Below are 19,846 nucleotides of genomic sequence, written 5' to 3'. Positions count from 1 at the left end.
TTTTTTAAATAACTCTCATTACTTTATTAAACTGATCAAACAAACTCTCTAAACTGTCATTATTGTAAATAACGTGGTCACAATCGTATGTATCAATGTGCATTTCCGTTTCATGATATAAGTCTGCTTTATTAAAGTTATCGTTACTTTCTAATATTCGATTAATCCTAATCTCATCATCACAGACAATCTTAATAGTTATGTATCCCTCTTCCTTAACTCGTGCAAATTCATTAGGCTGCCTTAAGTCAGTAATAATAATTCGATCCTTTTCACTCTTTTTAATCTCCGTAAAACAACGGTTCACCCAAACATCATTATCAAACTTCCTCATTGATTGCCCTATTCCTTGGAGCAATGCTCTTGGTTTATTTCCATCTTTCATTTGCTCTGGGAAAAGCTCTCTTGCCACTTCCCTAATCCCATCACCAAAAGCAAAGCGAGTATATCCATATTTTTTAATAACATAGTCTGCAAGCGTATCTTTTCCACTTCTCATTTTTGCAACCAGAGCTATATTCAAACCAATGCTCCTTTCATATGTTCGCTTTCTATCATTTTTAAAAAGTAATCACTGTATGTATTTTCATATTCGTGAAGATATATCAATCTAACTATTCCTGCTTGAACAAGCAATTTGGCACAATTCTCACATGGCTTATGCGTTACATACGCAGTTGCACCTTTTAATGAGTTTCTATCTGCAAATAATATTGCATTTTGCTCAGCATGAATTGTCCTAATACATCTATTTTGATCATTATATAAATGCCCAATCTCGTCACAATGTTTTTCACCTGAAACGCTACCGTTGTATCCGGTTGAAACAATTTGCTTATCTTTAACTATCACGCAACCGACATGAAGTCTGTCGCATGTTGCTCTAGTGGATACCTTTATTGCAATATCCATGAAATATTCGTCCCAACTTTTCCTTTGAGGTATTTCCTCTACTTTTATTAATTCAAGTCCTACAACCTGTACTCCACCATCAGGAAATCTAACTGAAATCTGACCGTATAATAGATTTAATTGTTCAACTGTTACCGTTACATCTAATGGAGTGTAAATTACTCTTTGTCCTGTTCTAAGTTGCAATATGTTCTCATCCTTTACCTCTTGAAGTTCATTTTCTCTTACCCTTACTTTTGGCTGGTTGGGAATTTTAATTATGTAGTCATATGTAATTGCATCATCAATTATTTCAACAACTTCAACTAGTTCCCCATTGTATTTGGATAAGTCTTTTCTCTTCGTGTTTAGTATCAATTTATTTTCAATATTAAACTTAAACACTTTAGTCAATTTATTCCCCTCCTTCTTTTAGAATTGTCACATTAACATTTTGCCTCCCAAATTGAATAGCTTCATCATAAGATCCAACTAGTAAATCAATTACATTGCTTCCTCTGATAGCTCCCCCAGTATCAAGAACAATCGCTTCAAATGTTTCTGTATCAGTCTTAACTCTAACAATTGAGTAAAGAGGAATCTTATTAAAGTCTGCAGCAATGATTCTGTATCCGTTGTAGTAAATCGTATTCTTCACATTATACTCGCTGTATGTAATCCCAGAACATCCATTGCAATTAGCTGTATAAGCTGTTGCTTGCATATAAATACTTCTTCGCTTTGTAGATTCCCCTCTACTCGGCATCTCACTAGGGTAATTCCTTATTCTCACCCTTAACCTGATTTAATTCCTTTTTAAGCTTCTCAATCTCATCTGATTGTTTTGTTATCAATTTATTTTTAATCGGTAATTCTTCTTCATATGTATCAATCTCACCTTGTTGTTTTTCTAATAGGTTGTTCTTGCTGAATATGTCTCCCCTGAGCTGACTGTTTTCCTCTTGTAAGTTAATAATCTCTTGTTCTTTAATATTCAATTCTTTGTATGTAAGACTTGCAGCAACTACATTTGTTAAAGCTAAAACTCCAATTGCCCCTGTGTAAACCAGTTGTTTTTTGATCATAGTGATTGTCCAACCTCAAAGGGTTAGACTTCATCACCTCTCTTTCTTCTTTATATTTATCATTATAAATCAATTTATTTACAATGTATAGTGTAATTTGTTAAATTTTCACTAAAATAATCACTTCTTATGAAAGTCTTATTTTATTGGAAAAATAGGCTCTGAAAACGTTGATATAGCAAGGTTTCTAAGCCACAATTTCCAACTCAACCTCTTTTTTCTCTGCCCAAGTCGTTTCCGTAATTTCTAAGTCAACAACTACTGGAACTTTCATCCACTCTACATCTTCCATGATTCTTTTAATATGTGGGAAAATCCATTCTTCCCCTTTATGAACTAGGAACTGCAGCTCGTCATGAATATTAGCAAGAAACTTTGTTTTACAGTTGTTTTCATCCAAGAATCTACCTATCTGAACAACGTAATCTTTCAACATATCTGCGCAAGAGCCTTGTACTAAGTAGTTTCCTACTTTGTAAGCTTTATCCGTATTAGTTAGAAAATACACTCGACCATACATATTTGTTGCATGGTGCGTAGACTGTACTTTACTACTGACCATTTTCTGATAATAAGATACTTCTGGGAAAGTGTTTGACCAACCTGAAACTAATGCATTAGCAATTTCCATTGACACCTCTAACGCCTCAGATGCTTTTTTAGCGCCTCCACCATAGTTCCTCATAAAGTTAAACATCTTACCAATATACCGCCAGAATTTCTTAAATGACTTTTCATCAACAGGAGAATCTTTAACATGCTGGTAAGACTTATACTTATTATCGGTTTTGTATCCAAGCGCAATCAATGTATTATGACTCGTCTCACTATGTACATCAGTCGGAACCCAAGGAGTTTTATTTTCCATCAACCAAACCGAATCTCCATTTTCTTGTTTTTCTCTCCATCGAAGCCTGTCTTTTTTAGTTTCAAATTTGTACTCTTCACCAGTTTTATAGTGGAAACATTTATAAGGCATGTAAGCACGACATAAATTTAGATCAGGTCTCCCTAGCAGCATAGTATAATTTGCTTGTGCTCTTAGTTCAATTTGTGATAGGTCAAAGTATGCGATTTTATCATACTCTCCTCCTTCAACTATGAATGCTCTCCGAGGTGAGAATATTTCCATTTCTACAGGAGCTTTCCCTTCACCGTTTTCTTTTTCGTAAGCTTCTCCTTCCTCAGTGAGAATGCGCTCTTTTGGAAATTGCTGTGCATCAGATCCTAATCTGCCGGACACTGTATTAAATTGTCCGTATTGCGTATAGAAATTACCATCATAGCTTGCTACTTCAATAATCCTTGAGATATACGTAGACTGCCATTTTTCTAAACGTCTTAGCCTAGTGATTAATTGAGCCACACGGATATCTTTATGTTTCTTTAGGAATGACTTATCTGTTGAGGACGGTCTTTCACCTAAAACTGCTTCAAAATAACCTGCAATAATCTTTTCCTGTGAAACCGTGAAATTTTCTCCTACAATCTCCCACAATTCCTCATAAAGTTTCTGAATTTCATTGTCACACTTTATAAAACAGTCTTGTAGATACTTCATATCGACTTTCATACCTACACGTTCCATTTTCAATAACTCTATAATCAATTTATTTTCTTTTTCAAATAAAGCCTTTTGATTACGTTGGAGCACTGTAGGGTAAAATTTCTCAACAATTTCAAGCGTGTAAATGCCATCACCATGTACATATTCCATCATGATATTTCTATCGACTTCAGAATAGTCCGCAAAAGGATGATCTTCCATCCATTTAAAATACAACTCTTCGATTTCTTTAGGAACTTCTATCCACCGCTGCTTTCTTTCTTTAGTAAACAAGTCCATGTCATTTCGTTTTTTAACTTTGTAAGCCTCTTTAATTGTACCGAGTTTCCATCCAATCTCTTTGTATGGTTGGAGGAGTTCTTTTAAGATACCTCTTTTTGCATCGTTAATTTTCTTTAACTCTTTCTTAACCTCTTTTTCAAATTCAGCAGCTCTTGGATCAATGTACTTTTCCGCAATTTTTTTAAGCGCTAGTACGTCTCCTCCATCTCTTGCTGAAACAGCATCAAATGACATTCTGCAGATACCCATTGTATCGGATACATTTTTCATTGAATAAACTTTACTATCTTTTATTCCTCCATTTATAACCATATGTAAATCGTACTTAACATTATGTCCAACTACCATTGTGAGCTGTTTGGTCAATTCAATAATCTTATTTAATATATCTTCATTATGTTCAAAAGCGAAAACTCTTCCTTTTACGTCTTCACTTTGCTTATCTTTTGGAAGCATCCAGCCGAAAACCCACATAAAAGGTTTATCTTTTTTGATATGTAAACCAGTTGTTTCAGAGTCAAATACACCTAATTTCGGCTTATCTTTTAGAAAACTTTCTTCTATCTCTTCAAATGTATTTGCCCAATATTTCTTATATTTTTTAGTTACTTCTGTTTCTAACTTAGGAGTAATTAACAAACTAGAACTCTCCTTTCTCTAAAAGTATAGGCGGTCAACTACTTCAATTTGCTCTATTTCTATTTGAGGTGTCTTTCTGCCTTCCCATTCGTTTGTACGGCATTTTCCTAATACGTCAACATAATAGGTTTCTCCTTCATCAAACAACTCTTCAAATTTTGTTTGATTAAAGTAAAATTTAATAAATTCAATATCATTATGAACAAATTTTAAGGTGTTATTTTTCTTTCCTTTTAGGTAAACCTCGCCTCTTTGAACTGGGATACGAGTTATAGCTATTTTTGGCTCAAAAAGTGTTGATCCCCATTCATCTCTTAAAGCGCTTATACTTTCAACAGTTTCTCTAGTTATTTCGCTAAAGTTTATAATAAAATCTACCTCGATTGAGTCAATGTCTATTTCATCTTTTAAATTTATTTCGAAATAATCTTTTAACTTAAGTAGATTCTCTTCCTTTATTTCAAAACCAAATGCATTACCGTGTCCCTCACAGAAATTAAATAGCTTTGAAGTAAGTAGAAACTCACGAAAGTCTTTAACTTCTCCATTCTCATAGCCTCTGGCAGAACCTTTAAGAAGCCCTTTACTTCTTCTATACAACAGCACTGGTCTTCTATATGCTTTAGATAATTCATTTGCAACCAGACCAGTTAGTTTTTTATCTAGTTTTTCAGTAACATCAATTACAAGTACCTTGTCCTCTAAAACGTTTTTTACTAATTCGTCATCAGATTTAATAACTTCGGTATTCGATGATTTTAATTTGTTCTGCCTATTTCTAATATTACCTAGCATTCGAGCAGTGTCAGTATGTATGTCTACAAACTCATTTTTGCGCTTATAGTATACTTTTTCGTCACTCTCTAGAAAGGACTTTACCATTTGAATTTTTTCATCTTCAGTAGCTGCTCTAACTGCTGCATTTATTAAAGGAACTACAAAAAATGCTACATTATGTATATTGATAATGCTGTTCATTGAGTAATCCTGTTTTTCAATAATAGCCTTAATCAATGGATTCTTTATATTATCCAAACCCTTTTTAACTAAATACCGAGTCTCGATTTCTCTTAGATCCATAATGTCACCAATATTTCCAATCGCCACTAAATCTAAATAGTTCTGAGAAAGAGATAATCCTAATTTTTCATCTAAAGCCTGACAAAATTTATAAACAATACCTGCCCCAGAAATATTCTTATTAGAATAGTCTGGGGAAAGTTGACTGTTAACAACTATTGCATGTTTTGATTCCTTTTCACATTCATGATGGTCAAGTACAATAACGTCAATCCCTTTATTGCTCAATGCCGCATGCTCTTTGTATTGATTTGTTCCGGCATCAGGGATAATTACAAGTCGAATATCATCAGTTATATCCTTTAAATTAATGCCATGTTGCTTACCGTCATGTAATTTCCATTTAATTTGAATATTAGGAAAGACTTTGTTTAAGTAAAGTAATAACATTGCGAATGAACAGTATCCGTCGCAATCGCTGTCCGGTTGAATGTAAATTATACTATTCGCTTCAATATGCTTTAATAACAGGTTTACAGCTTTATCTATATTTTTTAACTTAGAGAAATGAATTTCTGCCTTTTCATCTAAATTAATTAATCGATTGTAGTCCTTGACTCCTCTATTTTGAAATATCACTCCAACAGGATCAAGTTCATAGTCATTGCTTCCCAGTAATTTAAAATGCACTTTATCCCTCCATTTACTAATTTATTTTGTATTGATTGTTTAAGTAGAGGTGTTCCCATACTTCTTTACCTTTGTCTGTAGGCGAATCTTTATCTTCAAGCAAATTTTCAACATCGTAAATTCCATATCTCAATCTACCGTGCAGCTTAGAAGCTTCCTTAACTACAAATTCGGCATCTTTGCCTTTGTCATAAGCAAATATAAACCTGATGTCTAACCCTAACTCTTTAAGAATTTTAATCTGATAGTCTGATAAACTATCTCCTTCTATACTTATGGAGTTTTTAAATCCCCATTGATGGAGGAACATTGTTGTTTTGCCACCTTCAACTATTATTACTTCTTTTTTCTCCTCGATATAAGGTAAAGCACGGTGGAAATTAAAGAACTCAATAGATTTATTACAAGGTAACAGGTAAATATATTTGTATTGGTTTTTAATTTTCTCATCGTTACCGCAATACCTACCTTTAATACCGATTAACTCTCCCTTTCTATTATGAACAGTAAATGTTATTCTCTCGCTGTTCACATCAATCCCTACTTCAAACTCCTTTTGAGTAGAAGGGTATAAGCCTTCGTCAATCCAGCCTTTGTATGGGATAATACCAAAGGAATTGTAAACTTTATAAGGATGAACTTTATTTTCATTAACATTGACTGCGCTTTGGCTTTTCAATTTCTTTAACCATGAGTTATATGTAGGTTTTTCAATGTGCTGCGAAGATGTTACTTTGTAAAACTCATCAATGTATTCTACATATCCGAGCTTTTGGCATATCCAGAATTTACTTTTATGTAAGGTGTTTTGAAACTTTTCTTTTGTATCTGAACCATAAATGATATAAGATACTAAGAAAAATACATCTCCATCGATCCCTTTCGATCTGATATTACTGGTTAGATTTTCATTATTTTTAACTTGAACACTTCTTGGATTATCCCCATCGGGCAAACCAGCCACAATTAGCTTTCCACTTTGTTCTTTTGTAATGTCCCAGCATTCAAGTAAATCGAGCAAATCCTCAATTTTTTCTTCTTTATGTATTCTTTTCTTTATTTCTTGGAACTCCGACATGGTATCACCTACATCACATTCCTCCGTAACGTGGTACTTTTACAAACGCTACTTCTTTAAATGAATTGATTTCATAGTTAACTTCGTAAATAATTTGCTCTTCTTCACTTCCAAATCTATTCTTTGCTAAGAATAACACTAGGTAAGTCTTATTAGGGTCTAGTGCGTATTCCTCCGTATACCATTCTCCTGTTAACTCATCTTTTTTATAGTTGTACGGATGTAATTTAAATTTACCCTTTTCTTCTTGATACTCGTCAGCAAACAGCAAACGTCCCATCATTACTACTGCTGCAACTTCGTTAATTTCCATTGATTTACCTGTACTATCTAAATCTAAATAACGTGTTTCTTTACCAAGCTTCAATTGTACAGTAGCTAAAGTGCCGACATTGTAATTGTCCTCTTTAATCAAATCATGTAATTCTTGAGCAGAGTTTGAAAAGGATTCCCATCTTGCTAAATCAGATGTGGATCTGTCTGGCTTGAATGTGTCAATGATTAATTTTGTATAACCTTTTGGTCGGTACAACTCAACACGGCTTAAGATATCTTCTACTCTATACTTTTTTAACTCAAGTGTTTTGACCAAACCTTGCCCATGTTTCCACGCCCATTCTTTAGCCGCCTCTAATTTATCCAACATTTCTTGTTTGAAGTTTCCCTCAAACATTTTTTCACGGTTAATAGGCTTTTTATTGATTTTTGAACTAATTGTAGCGAGTAACAGTGACCTCCATTTTTTAACACTTTCTTCATTTATAGCAAGTAAAGCCTTCTCCTTATTCTCAAACAAACTAAGAACGAACTTTTCCATCGCTAATGATGATTTACCAACACCCGAAGAAAGAACAAGATAATAAAGTGAACCGTTTTTCCAACCTTTAATTTTCCTATTTAGTCTTGGAGCATCATGTAAAGGAGATCCCATTGATTCACCAGAGTTTAAATCATCTATCGTATCTTGCAGGTTATCGACTAAATCATGCTCAATTACATCACCAGAGTTAACGTGTGAAAAGGCTTCTTTATGTTTAACAGTTATGTATAATTGAACTTGCTTTAGAGTCATCTTTAATACTTTTTCAATTAAATCCCTGTCTTCAACATTTATAAGGGAATCTTTCTGTAACTTACGCAAACTCTCAAACTTCTGCACTTCACTGAAATGGTATTCATCATTCTGGGTGTCTTTTTTACAAGCATCCATCAACTCTGAAATAGTTTCATATCCTCCAAAATCATTATAAGCATCTATATATGATTTTTTGTTTTTCTCTTTTGGACGGGAAACTAAGAAAGAATATACAGTCTTATCGTCAAATTCTCGAATACCATTTTCAAACATTTGTTTACCAACTGTAAAGTAGAATAGCCAAACTGATTCAGTGAATGTATCCTGAGTTACTCTGTGTGTTTTATATTTTTGGAATAAACTTGGATTAGCCCACAAATAGCCAACAAGGAGGGATTCGTGGATGTAAGAGGGTTCTACAAACTCCTTTAAATATTTCATTCAATCCGTCCTTTACAAAAAATCTGAGATATCTAACTCATCTTTTTTAGTCGAATTTTTAACCTGTACTTCGACTGTTTCTTGGTTTATTTTTATTGCTTTATTCATACGTTCAGCCGTTTTTCGCTTTACTGCTGCGTCTTTTATAGCGTTGATGTTATTAACCATCGTTCCAAAAATATATGAAAACTCGTTCCACTCTGTCTTAAATTCATTAGTTTTTTTAATATAGTCGGCACGGTCTTCAATAAATTTGTAGGTTTCCAGCATTAATTCATAAGGAACACCTTCTTTATATCTCTTAATCTTCTTTGCCTTTACCTTAATTGAACCGTTTCGTAAGTCTTGAATTTTCTCCATCATTCTTCCATCAAGAACATCTAAGTTATGTAATTTAATTAGATATTGATACAGTTGATCAAGTGCTTTTAGTTCTTTTTCCTTTTGTTCTTTATCCTGTAAGTACAGTGAATGGCAATCATTATGGAAGTATTTACGTGTTATCCTTGGAGAACCGTCTTTATTTAACTGCTCTGTAACCTTTTCTTCTGCAAACATCGACTCTTTATTTTCTTTTTCTTTACACCAGTTACACTTTACGAGCCTCATTACCTACATTCACCACCGTTTATAAATCAAGGGCAGATAAACACGAATCTGCCCTTGATATTAAATTATTTAATTTGTGATCTTTGAAACGATTTCTAAAGCCTTTTTCAACTTTTCTACATTACCTTCTTCTTGTTTGTAGTTCTTAACACCGAATTCCTTCTCAAAACCAGTAGCTGCATCTTGTTTCTGTTTAGATGTCATTTTTACAATAATGTCGTTAATTTGTTCCATGAGGCTCTCAGAACTGTTCTCTTCTGCTTCTAGTCGGTCAGCCACTTCGTTAGCTTTAACTTGTCGAGTTGTTTCTTCATCTACTTTTAACTCGTCCACAGTTTTCTTTGTCTTTTTTAATTGTCCATTTACGGCATCTTCAAAGACTTTTAAGAAGTTTTCTGCACTGTACTCAACCTTCTCTGGTAATTCTGTATAACGTCCACCAGCAATTTCAACAAATTCGGAAGGTCTGAAGTACATCATTGTTTTTGTTTCATGGAAGTTACTTGCTACATCACGCTTCTTCTTATCCTTTAGGTTATCTTCTAACTCATTACCACTACGGTCATAAACAGTTGTTTCGTTAAATAAGCAGCAGATTAAACTTGCCTGTGATTCAAATACTTTCTTAGCTGAATTATTCATCATTAACTGAATTGAGTTGTACTTTAAGCCATTATGTAATGTGGTTTCCTTTTCTTTTGTCCAGCAAATATAGAACAAGCCATACCCTGCATTTTTTAGAGTGTCAAAAGGTTTGCGCAGTTCCTCAAACAAAGCTGTCCATCCGTTTTCGTTGGTTTTATCAGAGATATCTTGTAATGACACAAATTCTTTACCGTATTTCTGTGATCTATCACGAATTACCCATGCTGTACAAGTGTCGATTGCTCGGTCTGCAGTATCTACACCGATTAGTTTAGTAATTCGTCCATCCTTAGCTTCTTGTACCAGTTCAGGAACGGCAGATTTCTTAAAGTATTCCCATACTTTCCAAAGGTTCTTATCTGTACCTTCTTCATGCAATGGGACAATGTTGTCTAACTCCCATGTTTCGTAGCCATCTTCAAATGCCATTAATAGTACATCGTCTGGATCAGCATAGTGTAGCTCAGTTACTTCTTTCCATAGTCTAGTTTTACCTGTCTTATATCCCCCTGCAACCAGTGTAATAATTGATTGTAATTCAACTTTAGGGGTATTCTTCTTAGTTTTTTTACGTAAACTCACTCAATCATCTCCTAATATATTAATTAATTTATTTATAATCTATAGTTGAGCTGCTTGTTAAAATGGAAGATCATCTTCGGAAATTTCAACTGTTGCAAATGGATTTCCGACATCTGCAGATTCTACAGCAATATCTTCTTCTGTTAAAATCCCTCGTTTGAATGTACCACTGATATAATTTAAGATCTCTAAACCCTTTTTAGTTCCAGTAGAGACTTGCTCATAAGCAGTTGTTTTTTCACCTACGTCAGCGAAAGGATTATCGTCTTCTGTTTCTTGGATTTCAACCATAGCGAATTCTGCACGGTTATTATCAACCCCTTCAGCTACTAAGAAGTCCAATTTTTCAAGTTTTGAGAAAGCAGAAGCGATTGCGTCTTTACCCTCTGCAGGCTCTTTATAGAATACTTCTAACTCAACATCTCGGACTGCGCTCTTTTCTTTGCCATACGCCAGATAAAAAGCATTGACTTTCGTATTCTTAGTTTCTTCATTTTGGTATGTACTTCTAATACCTAATTGCATTTCAAAAGCATTTACTTCAAAGAAATTTTCATCTCTAAAGTCTCTTACATACGGTACATATTGCTTTTTACCATCTTTACCGATTAATTGAATATCATTTGTTACATTATTTTTTACAGTGATTCTTTCTGTTTCAACAACATCTGCGTTATATTCTTGCACAATTCGCTTTCCTTCTGTGTCTCCTTCTACTTTGCAAAGGTACAGTGTTCCGCCTTCTGGGTTTAACCAACCTACTTTAATAACGGCAACCCCGTCTTTATCAGCCTTACCGAATCCCAATTGATTTCCTTCTGTTTCACTGTCATAAACTCGGAATTGGTCTCCATCTTTTAAACCTTTAACAGTAACTTCACCGTTACGTAAAGGGTAAACTTGATCAATGATACGTTTAACAGTTTTAATCTCTTCTTCATCGTCATTTACGAATACATCAAATTCGTAATGTCCTCTTACGTCAGCCCACATTTCTTCAGTGATAATTTTGCTTAGGCTTTCAGTTTTATCCCACTCTTGCTCAATATAATGGTAAGTTTCATCAGGGTATTTCGTCTTATCTAAACGATCTTCCCAAGCAATTGGTGCTGATTGCTTATGTTTTGAGCTGTAGATGTATGCCGTGTCCTTTTCCATTCCGGCTAATTCAACTTTTAACTCATTTCTATATGCAGTTTCAACATTAAATTGCAATACTCTACGATCTTTTTTAGTCGTGGTTATTGTATTTTGGTAGAACGGAACATCGAACCAGCTATCTCCATCCTGTTCTTTCTTTCGTACAGGCTTAACTAAGCCAATAAATCGGAACTCGTTACGAAACTCTTTTCCACTGTGCTTCTTGTTACGCTTAATGTCTGTTCTATTTTTCAATGCCATATATGTAATTCCTCCAATTATATTAATTTATTTTTAATATATAACCATAATCATATGTATTTCCATCTAACATTCTTATAAAATATTTCTTTTAGGCGGACTTCGCTCGATAGCTCATCACCTCCCTAACGTCTATTTCGCTTGCTGCTAGTATACTTACAATCTTTAATGCCATATTGCCTGTTTAACTGTATGTATCGCTTTTGAGGAAACGTCCAATCTACTGGCTTTCCAGTATGGTTTACTACAGAAACAATTCGACCAAACCTTGTTGCAATATGTAAGTTTCCGTATTTATAAGTTGTAGTAAACAACTTCTTTTCAATTCTCTCAGGTGCTTCTTTCTTAACCAGTTGAATGTTTCTACTCAGCTTTAGAACAACTTGTGACCTGCTCGTTTTTTCATTCCCTTTAACCGTCTGTCTGTATTGATCTAATGCCTTTTTTGAAACCTCGTACACTTTCAATCTCTCGACCTCCTTTCGTTGACTGTATACTTATAATATCAATTTATTTTTAATATGTAAAGTAATTTTTTAATTTATTTTTAATTAATGAGTAAAATATTTAAATAAATTGAGATAGCAAACGCAATAGCTACTATCGTATCAATTGTTTTAGTTGTATATTTGCTGCACATACTGATTTCTAACTGCTGCCAAATTACTGAGATAATTGCATATATGAAAAAGATACTCATTAATGAAACCAATGTGAACAGAATGTTTTTCACCTCCAATAAAAACTACATTTTATGATAAAAGAGATTGTGAAATCACCTTTCAAACGTTGGTATATCAACCCTCATTTTCACAAAGTTTCACTTCTTGGATCTCTTTCCATTTTAAATACTCTTCAATTTGCAAAATTTCTGCTTCAGCTTCTGCAATAAACTGGAAAGCCTTTGCTCTCTTCCCACCAATCTCTTTTATCTCCTCTTCTAGCGCTTTAATTCTATCGTCATGACCTTGAACTGAATGATAATATCCATCTAATTGTTCCTCTAATTTTTTCTTAGCTTCTAGTAGTGTTTTGTTCATAATTACCACCTCTTCATTTTTATCAATAGTTTCAATTACCCAATACTTACCTTTTGTTTTATCAAAATCAACTTTCATATTAATAAAGTGTTCTCCATTAGAAACATCAAAATTAATATCTGAAGACTTAAATTCCAATTTAACATCAGTGTATTTCCTGTCTTTGTGATTATACATTTGACCAATGCCTACAAATTCAATTGTGTTTTTGTTAATCATGAAAAATCCTAGTCCTCCTTCTCCTCATAAAAGGTGAGTTTTATTATTTTTTATATACGTGAACTGCTGTTCCAAAACTCATTTCATACTCACCGTTTCTTAAGTGAACCAATGTACTGCCGTCTTTAAACACTTTGACATTGGATACCTCAGCGCCGTAGCCGAAGTAAATTGCATCATGTAAACCTTTTGATTTATATACTTTGCTTAACTTTGTGTCATAAACATGATGTTCACTAAACAGTGCATCAGTATACCCGTACAATTCACCAGTGTTTAAGTCTAAAGTGTCTCTTTTAGCGTACATATGTATAATTGGATTGCTTATTGTTTGGATTGACTTGACTTCTTCATAAGATCCTAGTGTTTCATCAATATACTTTTTGCTATCAGCATGGATTGGAATACTAAAACCTACGTTCATTTTTTATCCTCCTTTAATTTATTTTTATTAATCTTCTTGTTTTCCACTGAACGATATAAGTGTGGGGATTAATAATGCCCATAACGGACTAGCAGACTTAGTTACCCATACTGCAGCCGTAACAGCAAGTCCAGTTGAAATCCAAACAAATGCATAAGCAGTAGTTGCTTTCATTAGTTCACCTCTTTTCCAATCAATCCATTATTTTATTGATACTTATAAATTGTCACATCATAATCGTCAAATACTCTCACAATAATCTCATAAACTACTTCCCAATCCCCTCCAGCTAGACCGCATCCAATGCCGTATGGAATGGCAACAGATAATTCTAACTCTTCAGCAGCTTCCTTCAAGGATTCCAACCCTTTTTCAAGCGCTATGTAGTTCGTGTGTCTTTGTCCTCTTCCGTATCTATACTGCCCAAAGACATTAGCAATCATTTTACCGTTAGTTAGTACAAAGAAGCATTTACCTAATAAACTTTGTCTATCATGGCTGAATGAATCACAATAAGTCTTATAAGATTCAAAAAGGTCAGGATATTTACTTCTAAGTTGTTTTGCTAGTCCTGCTCCCATGACAGAATGACAGTTTACTTGATGGGCAATAATATTCTCTGAAGCATTCAAAATGTTTCCGTTAACTTGTTTGATCATTCTTCCACCTCCAAATTCATTATGAAAACTCGATTTCATTAATCTATTGTTACTTTGACTTCAATCTTAGGTGATTTGTTTACTAAGTCAGCCATCTTTGCTGTTTGGTTGTTTTTGATATCTCTTTCGCTTAATTTGCTATAGTATTCTTTTATCATTTTCTCAGCTACTTTCTTTACTAGATCTTCATTAGAAATTATGTATTCAACATCTTCATAGTATTCATCAAAGGACGCATATCTGTCTTCTTCTGAGGGAACTAGATGTGAGTTAACTACATTAAAAGTAGATGCCAAACATTCGTTTAATCTAGTCTTAAAGTACTTCCCCTTCTCTTTAAACTTAACATTCAGGTATAAGCCTTCCCAACCACTACCGATTGATTCACCGATATTGTATTCAAGTCTAGCAGTAGCTAATACTTCCATTTTCTACACCTCCAAAATCTTACTGTCCTCCAAACGCTTGGTCGATCTCTTTGCGATAACGCTCAAATACATTTTGCTTTATTTGAGTAATCTGTTGTTCCAACGCTTGAAACTCAGCGGTATTTGTCAATCCGTCTAACTTCATCTGATAATACTCATCTAGCATTCTCTGTAAATCTGCCATTTCTTCCTCAATTGTAGGATTAGCTGCCATCTTCATCTGACCGGATACATCTTGGCTCAGTAATTCTTCCTTCTTCTCATATCCAGCTTGACCAATTTGTTTACTTGCATCGTTAATGACTACAGTTTTCCAGTCACTATTTGCTCCTACAATCCCACCTACACCAAAAATTAATCCCATTCCTAAAACTGCTGCGCCAATTTTAAGTCCTTTTTTCATGCTCATTGCTCCTTTTATATGTATAATAATTCAATTTATTTCTAATAAAAGTCGGATTTTATTTACCAAATACCTCATCATCATAATGATTTTCAATTGCGTTCTTATAGAACAAAACAGTTTCCAAGTCAATAGGTGTAAAGTTATGACAATCCACTCCGACATTCAATCCATTACGTCTTACCATTTGCAGTTTATGTATGTGTCCAAATAGATTAAATACAGTTCCTATCATGTTGCTCGGTTCGTGAGCCAAAGCGATAATGTGATCATCAAATGAAATACTATAATTAAGTCTGTCATCAACTGTATAGAATCTTTTCCTTAAACCCTTAATTGAAATACCTGTCACTTCAGCTTCTTCAATATCCTTTCTCTCATAGTTCCCAAATAGAAGATGTATTTTCCCGTTTAACCTACTGGAATTATTATAATCACCGAAATCGCCTAGATGATAAACAATGTCATCATATCTTACAACGCTATTCCAGTTATTAATCACGGTTTCATCCATTTCTTTTACGCTGCTAAACGGTCTTTTCGACAACTCTAATGTTCTTTTACTACCAAAGTGAGTGTCTACTGTAAACCAAATTCTTCTCATAATTTACTCCTTATTAATTTATTTATAATAATATAGCGAATTTATTGAAAATTTTATTTCAATTCAATGACTCTTTCTATTACCTCTAGAGGATCAAGTAAGTAAACATTCACAACATTTAAGTCTACGAAATCTTTATCTCCATCTAAGGGATTATCCAACTCTACAAGCCTAACACTATTATTTTGTTCATCAATTTCCCACACGACATAGACAATACAGTCTTCATTCTTACTTTCTTTAACAGCTAATCTGCCAGTGTGATGATATTTTTCAAACATTTCATTTAATAGTTCCATTTCAACCCTCTCCCTTGTATTTGATTTATTTTATGTTCGATTGTTCAAAGTGAATGTAACTCGCTCACTATTACGAGTATTGCTGCTTAAAAATGCTCCTTGAGAAGCTACTTTACTATACGCTTTATACAAATCACCTAAGAAATATTTAAGTTGTTTTTGCATGGGTTCAACATACCAGCCATCTTGCTTCATAATCTTTTCATGTAGCAGCATATCTCTTTCACTTTCATACTTGTACTCTAAGACAGTTTTCCGATTGATTAATTCAGCCACTCTAGTTCCTCCTTCAATTTAAAGTATCATGAGTCTTATTAAATTCTGTGATTGGAAGGTTTGTAATTTCATTTGAATAATCCAAAGTTGGTATTAGCTTTTTTACTTGATCACTTGTGAAATCACCATTATTCATCATGTTAAATAACGTATCCTGAAGACTTATAAGCGCACTAAGATAAGCATATTCACTTGTATTGTTAAAGTTTGTATTTTTCATTTCTATTCTCTCCTTTTAAAAGAACTGTTTTATCTGCATTTCAATGCTACTTTAGTAAATCTATTTGCCTAAAATCCTCTTTTAATTCGTCCTGAAGTTTTTCTAATTCTTCTTTTAGCTCAATCATTTCTTCTCCATATAAACCTTTTCTTTCTAAATTCCACAATAAATCAACTATCCTTTGATATTTCTTAAACACCGTATCAACCCCTAGAATATTCTCCGTGCGTGTCCCATTGGCATCTTTTACAGTAACCTGCTTGTTCAATGTCATTGCCCCAATATCCCGTGCTGACAGTGTAAGTTTCCCAAATATGCCCTCTATATTCACAGATAAGTCGTTTAATCCACTTAAGCACTCTAATACCTCTCTCCTTTCCAATCATAAATCTAGACTTTTAAGTGATATTGTCTCTTTTAGACGTGATCAAAATTTTACCTTTGAATAAGTCAGTTAACCTTCTTGATTCCTTTTCGTCTTCATAGATAACGACTTTAGAAATAAGCAAATCATCACCTAAATACTCACAATGATAATCTATATAACCAATCCATTCTGGCTTTTTAAATTTTCTTTCCTTAACAATCATGATTCCGAATCCTATTTGCATGTATCCTATTAGACTGTCTGCTCCACACTCCAATTTAACATCTTCTGCACTTACACAACTATCACTAATTCTCAAATTAACGCCTCCTAATCGAATAATTTTACAGTGTTTAAGAAAATATCCTTTAAGTCATTTGAGTATGTAAATCTAGATTGATTCAAGTCAATTGACTTTCTAATGTCTCCATCTTCATGTCTCATTGTTGCCGCTTTCCAGTCGCATATCATTTCTACAATATCTGCTAAGTCCATTCCTCGAATTCCGTTATCATAATGCTCAGGATGATGACTGTTATTTGCATAATGATGCTTTAGTGCAACTTGCATTTCTTTAAGAAACCCTTTGTACTCATCAGATCCATATGTACTGTGTTTTAGCTTTGGTGTATATTCTGTAAAAATGTCTACCTCTGGTTGCTCTAATTTTGATTTATCGTGTACCAAAGCTCGATTAATTAACTCTTGAGCAAATACAAGCATAAATTCACGAACTTGTGCAATATGTTCCTTAGTATCTCTAATACAATCTTCTCTTGTATATGTCATTTTATAACTCCTTTGTCAATTTATTTTCACTATAAAATTTCAGATTTATTGTATTATTTATCAATATCTTCTTCGCTTAAAAATTCATTGCTCAACAAAAACTCTTTTAGGCTGATCTTTATCTCATCAATACTTGCAAAACTCCCAGCATCAAATATCGGAATCTCATAATGTCTAGCCATTCTCAATGCTTGACCTGTTCCACCTTGTCCTTTTCCATTCTTAGTCCAGCAAATTATAAACTTTGACGGTGTTTCAAGATCATTTCCTAAAACTTGATGAGTGTTTCTGGCTTGTAGCTTTCTTGCACCTTGAGATAAGCGTTCCCAATTTGGATGAAATTCTTCTGCTATCTCAAAAGCTTTAGGCTTCCAAACGATTAGATTTGAAGTTGATTTTTCAAATCCCTTCCACGGTAAGTAAATTTCCTTCTCTCCATTCACTTTATCGCAACCTATTTCAAAAACCTTATCTGCGCCTTCAGCACCACCTGAACGCAATGTAAAACCTTTTGTTGCCAAATATGCTGCTACTCGTGCAAAATACTCTAATATCTCCTTAGGTGTTTCTCTAGAGCCGATCCCTGCGTAATATGTGTTCATCTAATTCTCCTTTCTATTAGTTTAATTTTCACTTTAATAATTTCAGTAACTGTTCTCTATATTCAATTATGTATTCTGCAGTGTCGTTGGTATCATATATTGAATTATTGTTCTTAACAAACTCCTTAATTCTGTTCTTAATTGTCTCTGAGTCCTCTTTAAGCTTATACTCCATAATCTGCTTAGGAATCAAACCGCCTTGTACAAACTTGCCGCTAAAATAAACTATTCTATCACTATCAAAATTTAAATGCTTCTCAGCTTCTTCTCTAGTCAAAATTTGAGCATCGCCAAGATTTCTATCTCTAAAAAGCATTACATCATTTAAAATTGTCTCATCCATCATTACAATATCGGCTTTAATCATCTTAGTCCTCCTTAATTAAAATAAATTCGGAATTTGATCGTATTTCAAGCTACTTGTTTATTCACTTTATCAAACCAGTCCATCCAATCGACAAATGCCTCTACAAAAGGTTTGACATTATAATCGGATGCCCATCCAGCGAAACCAATAAATCCATTTTCATTAAATGTAATACCTTCTCTATTATCAAAATAAGATCCTGAAACGTTTATTGCCGCATATCTAAGTCCTTTTGTCTTCAATGCTACAGTATCTTTTTTGCGTGGAACTTTAACCGACATATTTATTTCTTTATCATGGTTAATCAATTTCTCAGAAATCATTAATCTTAAATGGTTAATATGTATTTCTTGCAGCATAGAGTAGCTAAATTCCTCATTGAAACGCTTCCTTGCCTTTTCTACTTTTATTCTCTCCGGTATTCTCTTGCTATATTTTTTTGGTACAAGATCATCTTCTTTGGATATATCAAACAGATGAAAAGATGCAACATTGGTAAATTCACGCTTATTTAAGACTACCCACCACATATTATTAATGTTATGATAAACAGTCCCACGTTTTAAGCGCCCTTTGTGATCTCGAAAATATTTAACCTGCCCATTGTAAATACGTTTATTATCTCTGTCTTCTGCATTATAAGTTGGTAACTTATGGTCGGGTAGTTCTTTCCCTTCCTCATAATGCCAGCATGTTTTAATTCGATTGATTACTTCATCAAATGCGTATTTGAATACAGGCTTAGTTTCATTTATAAATCCTTCTGATTCTAGTAACTCACAAATGTGTTTGCGATTAAGAATATATTCACACCTAGTCAAATATGGCATTTTCTTAAATTTGTCAGAATCATAATACCCACCGTGTCTATTTTGCGTAACTACTTCTTGATAGAATTCCAGCTTAAATCCTGCTGGATATATGTTTGCTTTAAATAACAATTTACCTTTAAAACCTTCCCAATGTGTATTTGCTAACAAAGGGTATTCTTTTAGTATTTCCTGATCTGTTTGAATGGTAAATCCTCTAGTTTCTAATAAATCAAAAACCTTATCAAGAGTTTCTTTGTTGCCGTTTTGTACTGCTATTGTAGAACTGTCTTTATTGGCTACAAATGTATTTTCGCTCATGAAAATATTCCTCC

The 19,846-nt window shown here is 33.7% G+C and carries 28 protein-coding genes; all 28 read right to left on the bottom strand.

Annotated features, from left to right (window positions below; all coding sequences use genetic code 11):
• Positions 1–4 precede the first annotated feature (4 nt).
• Positions 5–523: a deoxynucleotide monophosphate kinase family protein gene (locus B7E07_RS09680; RefSeq protein ID WP_257391424.1), complete on the bottom strand. Its 519-nt coding sequence runs from the start codon at positions 521–523 to the stop codon at positions 5–7.
• On the bottom strand, positions 520–1,296 hold the full coding sequence (locus B7E07_RS24430) for a deoxycytidylate deaminase (RefSeq protein ID WP_257391540.1): 777 nt from the start codon (positions 1,294–1,296) through the stop codon (positions 520–522). Before B7E07_RS24430 ends, B7E07_RS09680 begins: the two co-directional genes overlap by 4 nt.
• A 10-nt stretch (positions 1,297–1,306) precedes the next feature.
• Positions 1,307–1,615, bottom strand: coding sequence for a 3D domain-containing protein (locus tag B7E07_RS09670; RefSeq protein WP_176215155.1), 309 nt, complete (start codon positions 1,613–1,615; stop codon positions 1,307–1,309).
• A gap of 46 nt (positions 1,616–1,661) precedes the next feature.
• The gene (locus B7E07_RS09665) at positions 1,662–1,976 is read right to left on the bottom strand and encodes a hypothetical protein (protein WP_080845671.1); all 315 of its coding nucleotides are present in this window, start codon (positions 1,974–1,976) and stop codon (positions 1,662–1,664) included.
• A gap of 187 nt (positions 1,977–2,163) precedes the next feature.
• Entirely contained in the window at positions 2,164–4,464 is a 2,301-nt protein-coding gene (locus B7E07_RS09660) for a DNA polymerase (protein WP_080845670.1), read from the bottom strand.
• Between the two features lie 18 nt (positions 4,465–4,482).
• Positions 4,483–6,174, bottom strand: coding sequence for a DHH family phosphoesterase (locus tag B7E07_RS09655; protein WP_080845669.1), 1,692 nt, complete (start codon positions 6,172–6,174; stop codon positions 4,483–4,485).
• A gap of 16 nt (positions 6,175–6,190) precedes the next feature.
• A complete protein-coding gene (locus tag B7E07_RS09650) occupies positions 6,191–7,252 on the bottom strand; it encodes a DNA primase (protein WP_080845668.1) in 1,062 nt (353 codons plus the stop codon).
• Positions 7,253–7,265: 13 nt separating this feature from the next.
• Positions 7,266–8,768: a DnaB-like helicase C-terminal domain-containing protein gene (locus B7E07_RS09645; RefSeq protein WP_080845667.1), complete on the bottom strand. Its 1,503-nt coding sequence runs from the start codon at positions 8,766–8,768 to the stop codon at positions 7,266–7,268.
• Between the two features lie 12 nt (positions 8,769–8,780).
• Positions 8,781–9,377 carry a hypothetical protein gene (locus B7E07_RS09640; protein ID WP_080845666.1) on the bottom strand — a complete coding sequence of 199 codons (597 nt, stop codon included), beginning with the start codon at positions 9,375–9,377 and terminating at the stop codon, positions 8,781–8,783.
• 69 nt (positions 9,378–9,446) lie between these two features.
• Positions 9,447–10,604 carry an AAA family ATPase gene (locus B7E07_RS09635; protein ID WP_080845665.1) on the bottom strand — a complete coding sequence of 386 codons (1,158 nt, stop codon included), beginning with the start codon at positions 10,602–10,604 and terminating at the stop codon, positions 9,447–9,449.
• A gap of 57 nt (positions 10,605–10,661) precedes the next feature.
• Entirely contained in the window at positions 10,662–12,005 is a 1,344-nt protein-coding gene (locus B7E07_RS09630; protein WP_080845664.1) for a hypothetical protein, read from the bottom strand.
• 125 nt (positions 12,006–12,130) lie between these two features.
• Complete coding sequence (locus B7E07_RS09625; protein WP_080845663.1) at positions 12,131–12,472, bottom strand: hypothetical protein; 342 nt, start codon at positions 12,470–12,472, stop codon at positions 12,131–12,133.
• Positions 12,473–12,802: 330 nt separating this feature from the next.
• A complete protein-coding gene (locus B7E07_RS09620; protein ID WP_080845662.1) occupies positions 12,803–13,264 on the bottom strand; it encodes a hypothetical protein in 462 nt (153 codons plus the stop codon).
• A gap of 43 nt (positions 13,265–13,307) precedes the next feature.
• Positions 13,308–13,688, bottom strand: a complete 381-nt coding sequence (locus B7E07_RS09615) for a hypothetical protein (protein ID WP_080845661.1) — start codon at positions 13,686–13,688, stop codon at positions 13,308–13,310.
• A gap of 27 nt (positions 13,689–13,715) precedes the next feature.
• Complete coding sequence (locus tag B7E07_RS23670; protein ID WP_176215154.1) at positions 13,716–13,862, bottom strand: hypothetical protein; 147 nt, start codon at positions 13,860–13,862, stop codon at positions 13,716–13,718.
• 32 nt (positions 13,863–13,894) lie between these two features.
• Positions 13,895–14,347: a macro domain-containing protein gene (locus tag B7E07_RS09610; RefSeq protein ID WP_080845660.1), complete on the bottom strand. Its 453-nt coding sequence runs from the start codon at positions 14,345–14,347 to the stop codon at positions 13,895–13,897.
• 38 nt (positions 14,348–14,385) lie between these two features.
• On the bottom strand, positions 14,386–14,775 hold the full coding sequence (locus tag B7E07_RS09605; RefSeq protein ID WP_080845659.1) for a hypothetical protein: 390 nt from the start codon (positions 14,773–14,775) through the stop codon (positions 14,386–14,388).
• Positions 14,776–14,794: 19 nt separating this feature from the next.
• A complete protein-coding gene (locus B7E07_RS09600) occupies positions 14,795–15,178 on the bottom strand; it encodes a hypothetical protein (RefSeq protein ID WP_080845658.1) in 384 nt (127 codons plus the stop codon).
• A 58-nt stretch (positions 15,179–15,236) separates the two neighbouring features.
• Complete coding sequence (locus tag B7E07_RS09595; RefSeq protein WP_218970411.1) at positions 15,237–15,725, bottom strand: metallophosphoesterase family protein; 489 nt, start codon at positions 15,723–15,725, stop codon at positions 15,237–15,239.
• Between the two features lie 110 nt (positions 15,726–15,835).
• Positions 15,836–16,081 carry a hypothetical protein gene (locus B7E07_RS09590; RefSeq protein WP_080845656.1) on the bottom strand — a complete coding sequence of 82 codons (246 nt, stop codon included), beginning with the start codon at positions 16,079–16,081 and terminating at the stop codon, positions 15,836–15,838.
• A gap of 30 nt (positions 16,082–16,111) precedes the next feature.
• The gene (locus B7E07_RS09585) at positions 16,112–16,357 is read right to left on the bottom strand and encodes a hypothetical protein (protein WP_080845655.1); all 246 of its coding nucleotides are present in this window, start codon (positions 16,355–16,357) and stop codon (positions 16,112–16,114) included.
• Between the two features lie 13 nt (positions 16,358–16,370).
• On the bottom strand, positions 16,371–16,577 hold the full coding sequence (locus tag B7E07_RS09580; RefSeq protein WP_080845654.1) for a hypothetical protein: 207 nt from the start codon (positions 16,575–16,577) through the stop codon (positions 16,371–16,373).
• Between the two features lie 46 nt (positions 16,578–16,623).
• Positions 16,624–16,959 carry a hypothetical protein gene (locus tag B7E07_RS23665; protein WP_218970410.1) on the bottom strand — a complete coding sequence of 112 codons (336 nt, stop codon included), beginning with the start codon at positions 16,957–16,959 and terminating at the stop codon, positions 16,624–16,626.
• A 16-nt stretch (positions 16,960–16,975) separates the two neighbouring features.
• On the bottom strand, positions 16,976–17,263 hold the full coding sequence (locus B7E07_RS09575; RefSeq protein ID WP_080845653.1) for a hypothetical protein: 288 nt from the start codon (positions 17,261–17,263) through the stop codon (positions 16,976–16,978).
• An 11-nt stretch (positions 17,264–17,274) separates the two neighbouring features.
• Positions 17,275–17,733 (bottom strand): DUF5662 family protein, encoded by a 459-nt coding sequence (locus B7E07_RS09570; protein WP_080845652.1) that lies wholly within the window; start codon positions 17,731–17,733, stop codon positions 17,275–17,277.
• A gap of 53 nt (positions 17,734–17,786) precedes the next feature.
• Positions 17,787–18,335, bottom strand: coding sequence for a hypothetical protein (locus B7E07_RS09565; protein ID WP_080845651.1), 549 nt, complete (start codon positions 18,333–18,335; stop codon positions 17,787–17,789).
• 28 nt (positions 18,336–18,363) lie between these two features.
• On the bottom strand, positions 18,364–18,702 hold the full coding sequence (locus tag B7E07_RS09560; RefSeq protein ID WP_080845650.1) for a hypothetical protein: 339 nt from the start codon (positions 18,700–18,702) through the stop codon (positions 18,364–18,366).
• Positions 18,703–18,746: 44 nt separating this feature from the next.
• The gene (locus B7E07_RS09555) at positions 18,747–19,832 is read right to left on the bottom strand and encodes a hypothetical protein (protein ID WP_080845649.1); all 1,086 of its coding nucleotides are present in this window, start codon (positions 19,830–19,832) and stop codon (positions 18,747–18,749) included.
• Between the last annotated feature and the right edge of the window lie 14 nt (positions 19,833–19,846).

Source organism: Cytobacillus gottheilii (assembly GCF_900166665.1).
In the GTDB taxonomy this organism is placed as follows: domain Bacteria; phylum Bacillota; class Bacilli; order Bacillales; family Cytobacillaceae; genus Cytobacillus; species Cytobacillus gottheilii_A.
This window is presented reverse-complemented; position numbering and strand designations above follow the sequence as displayed.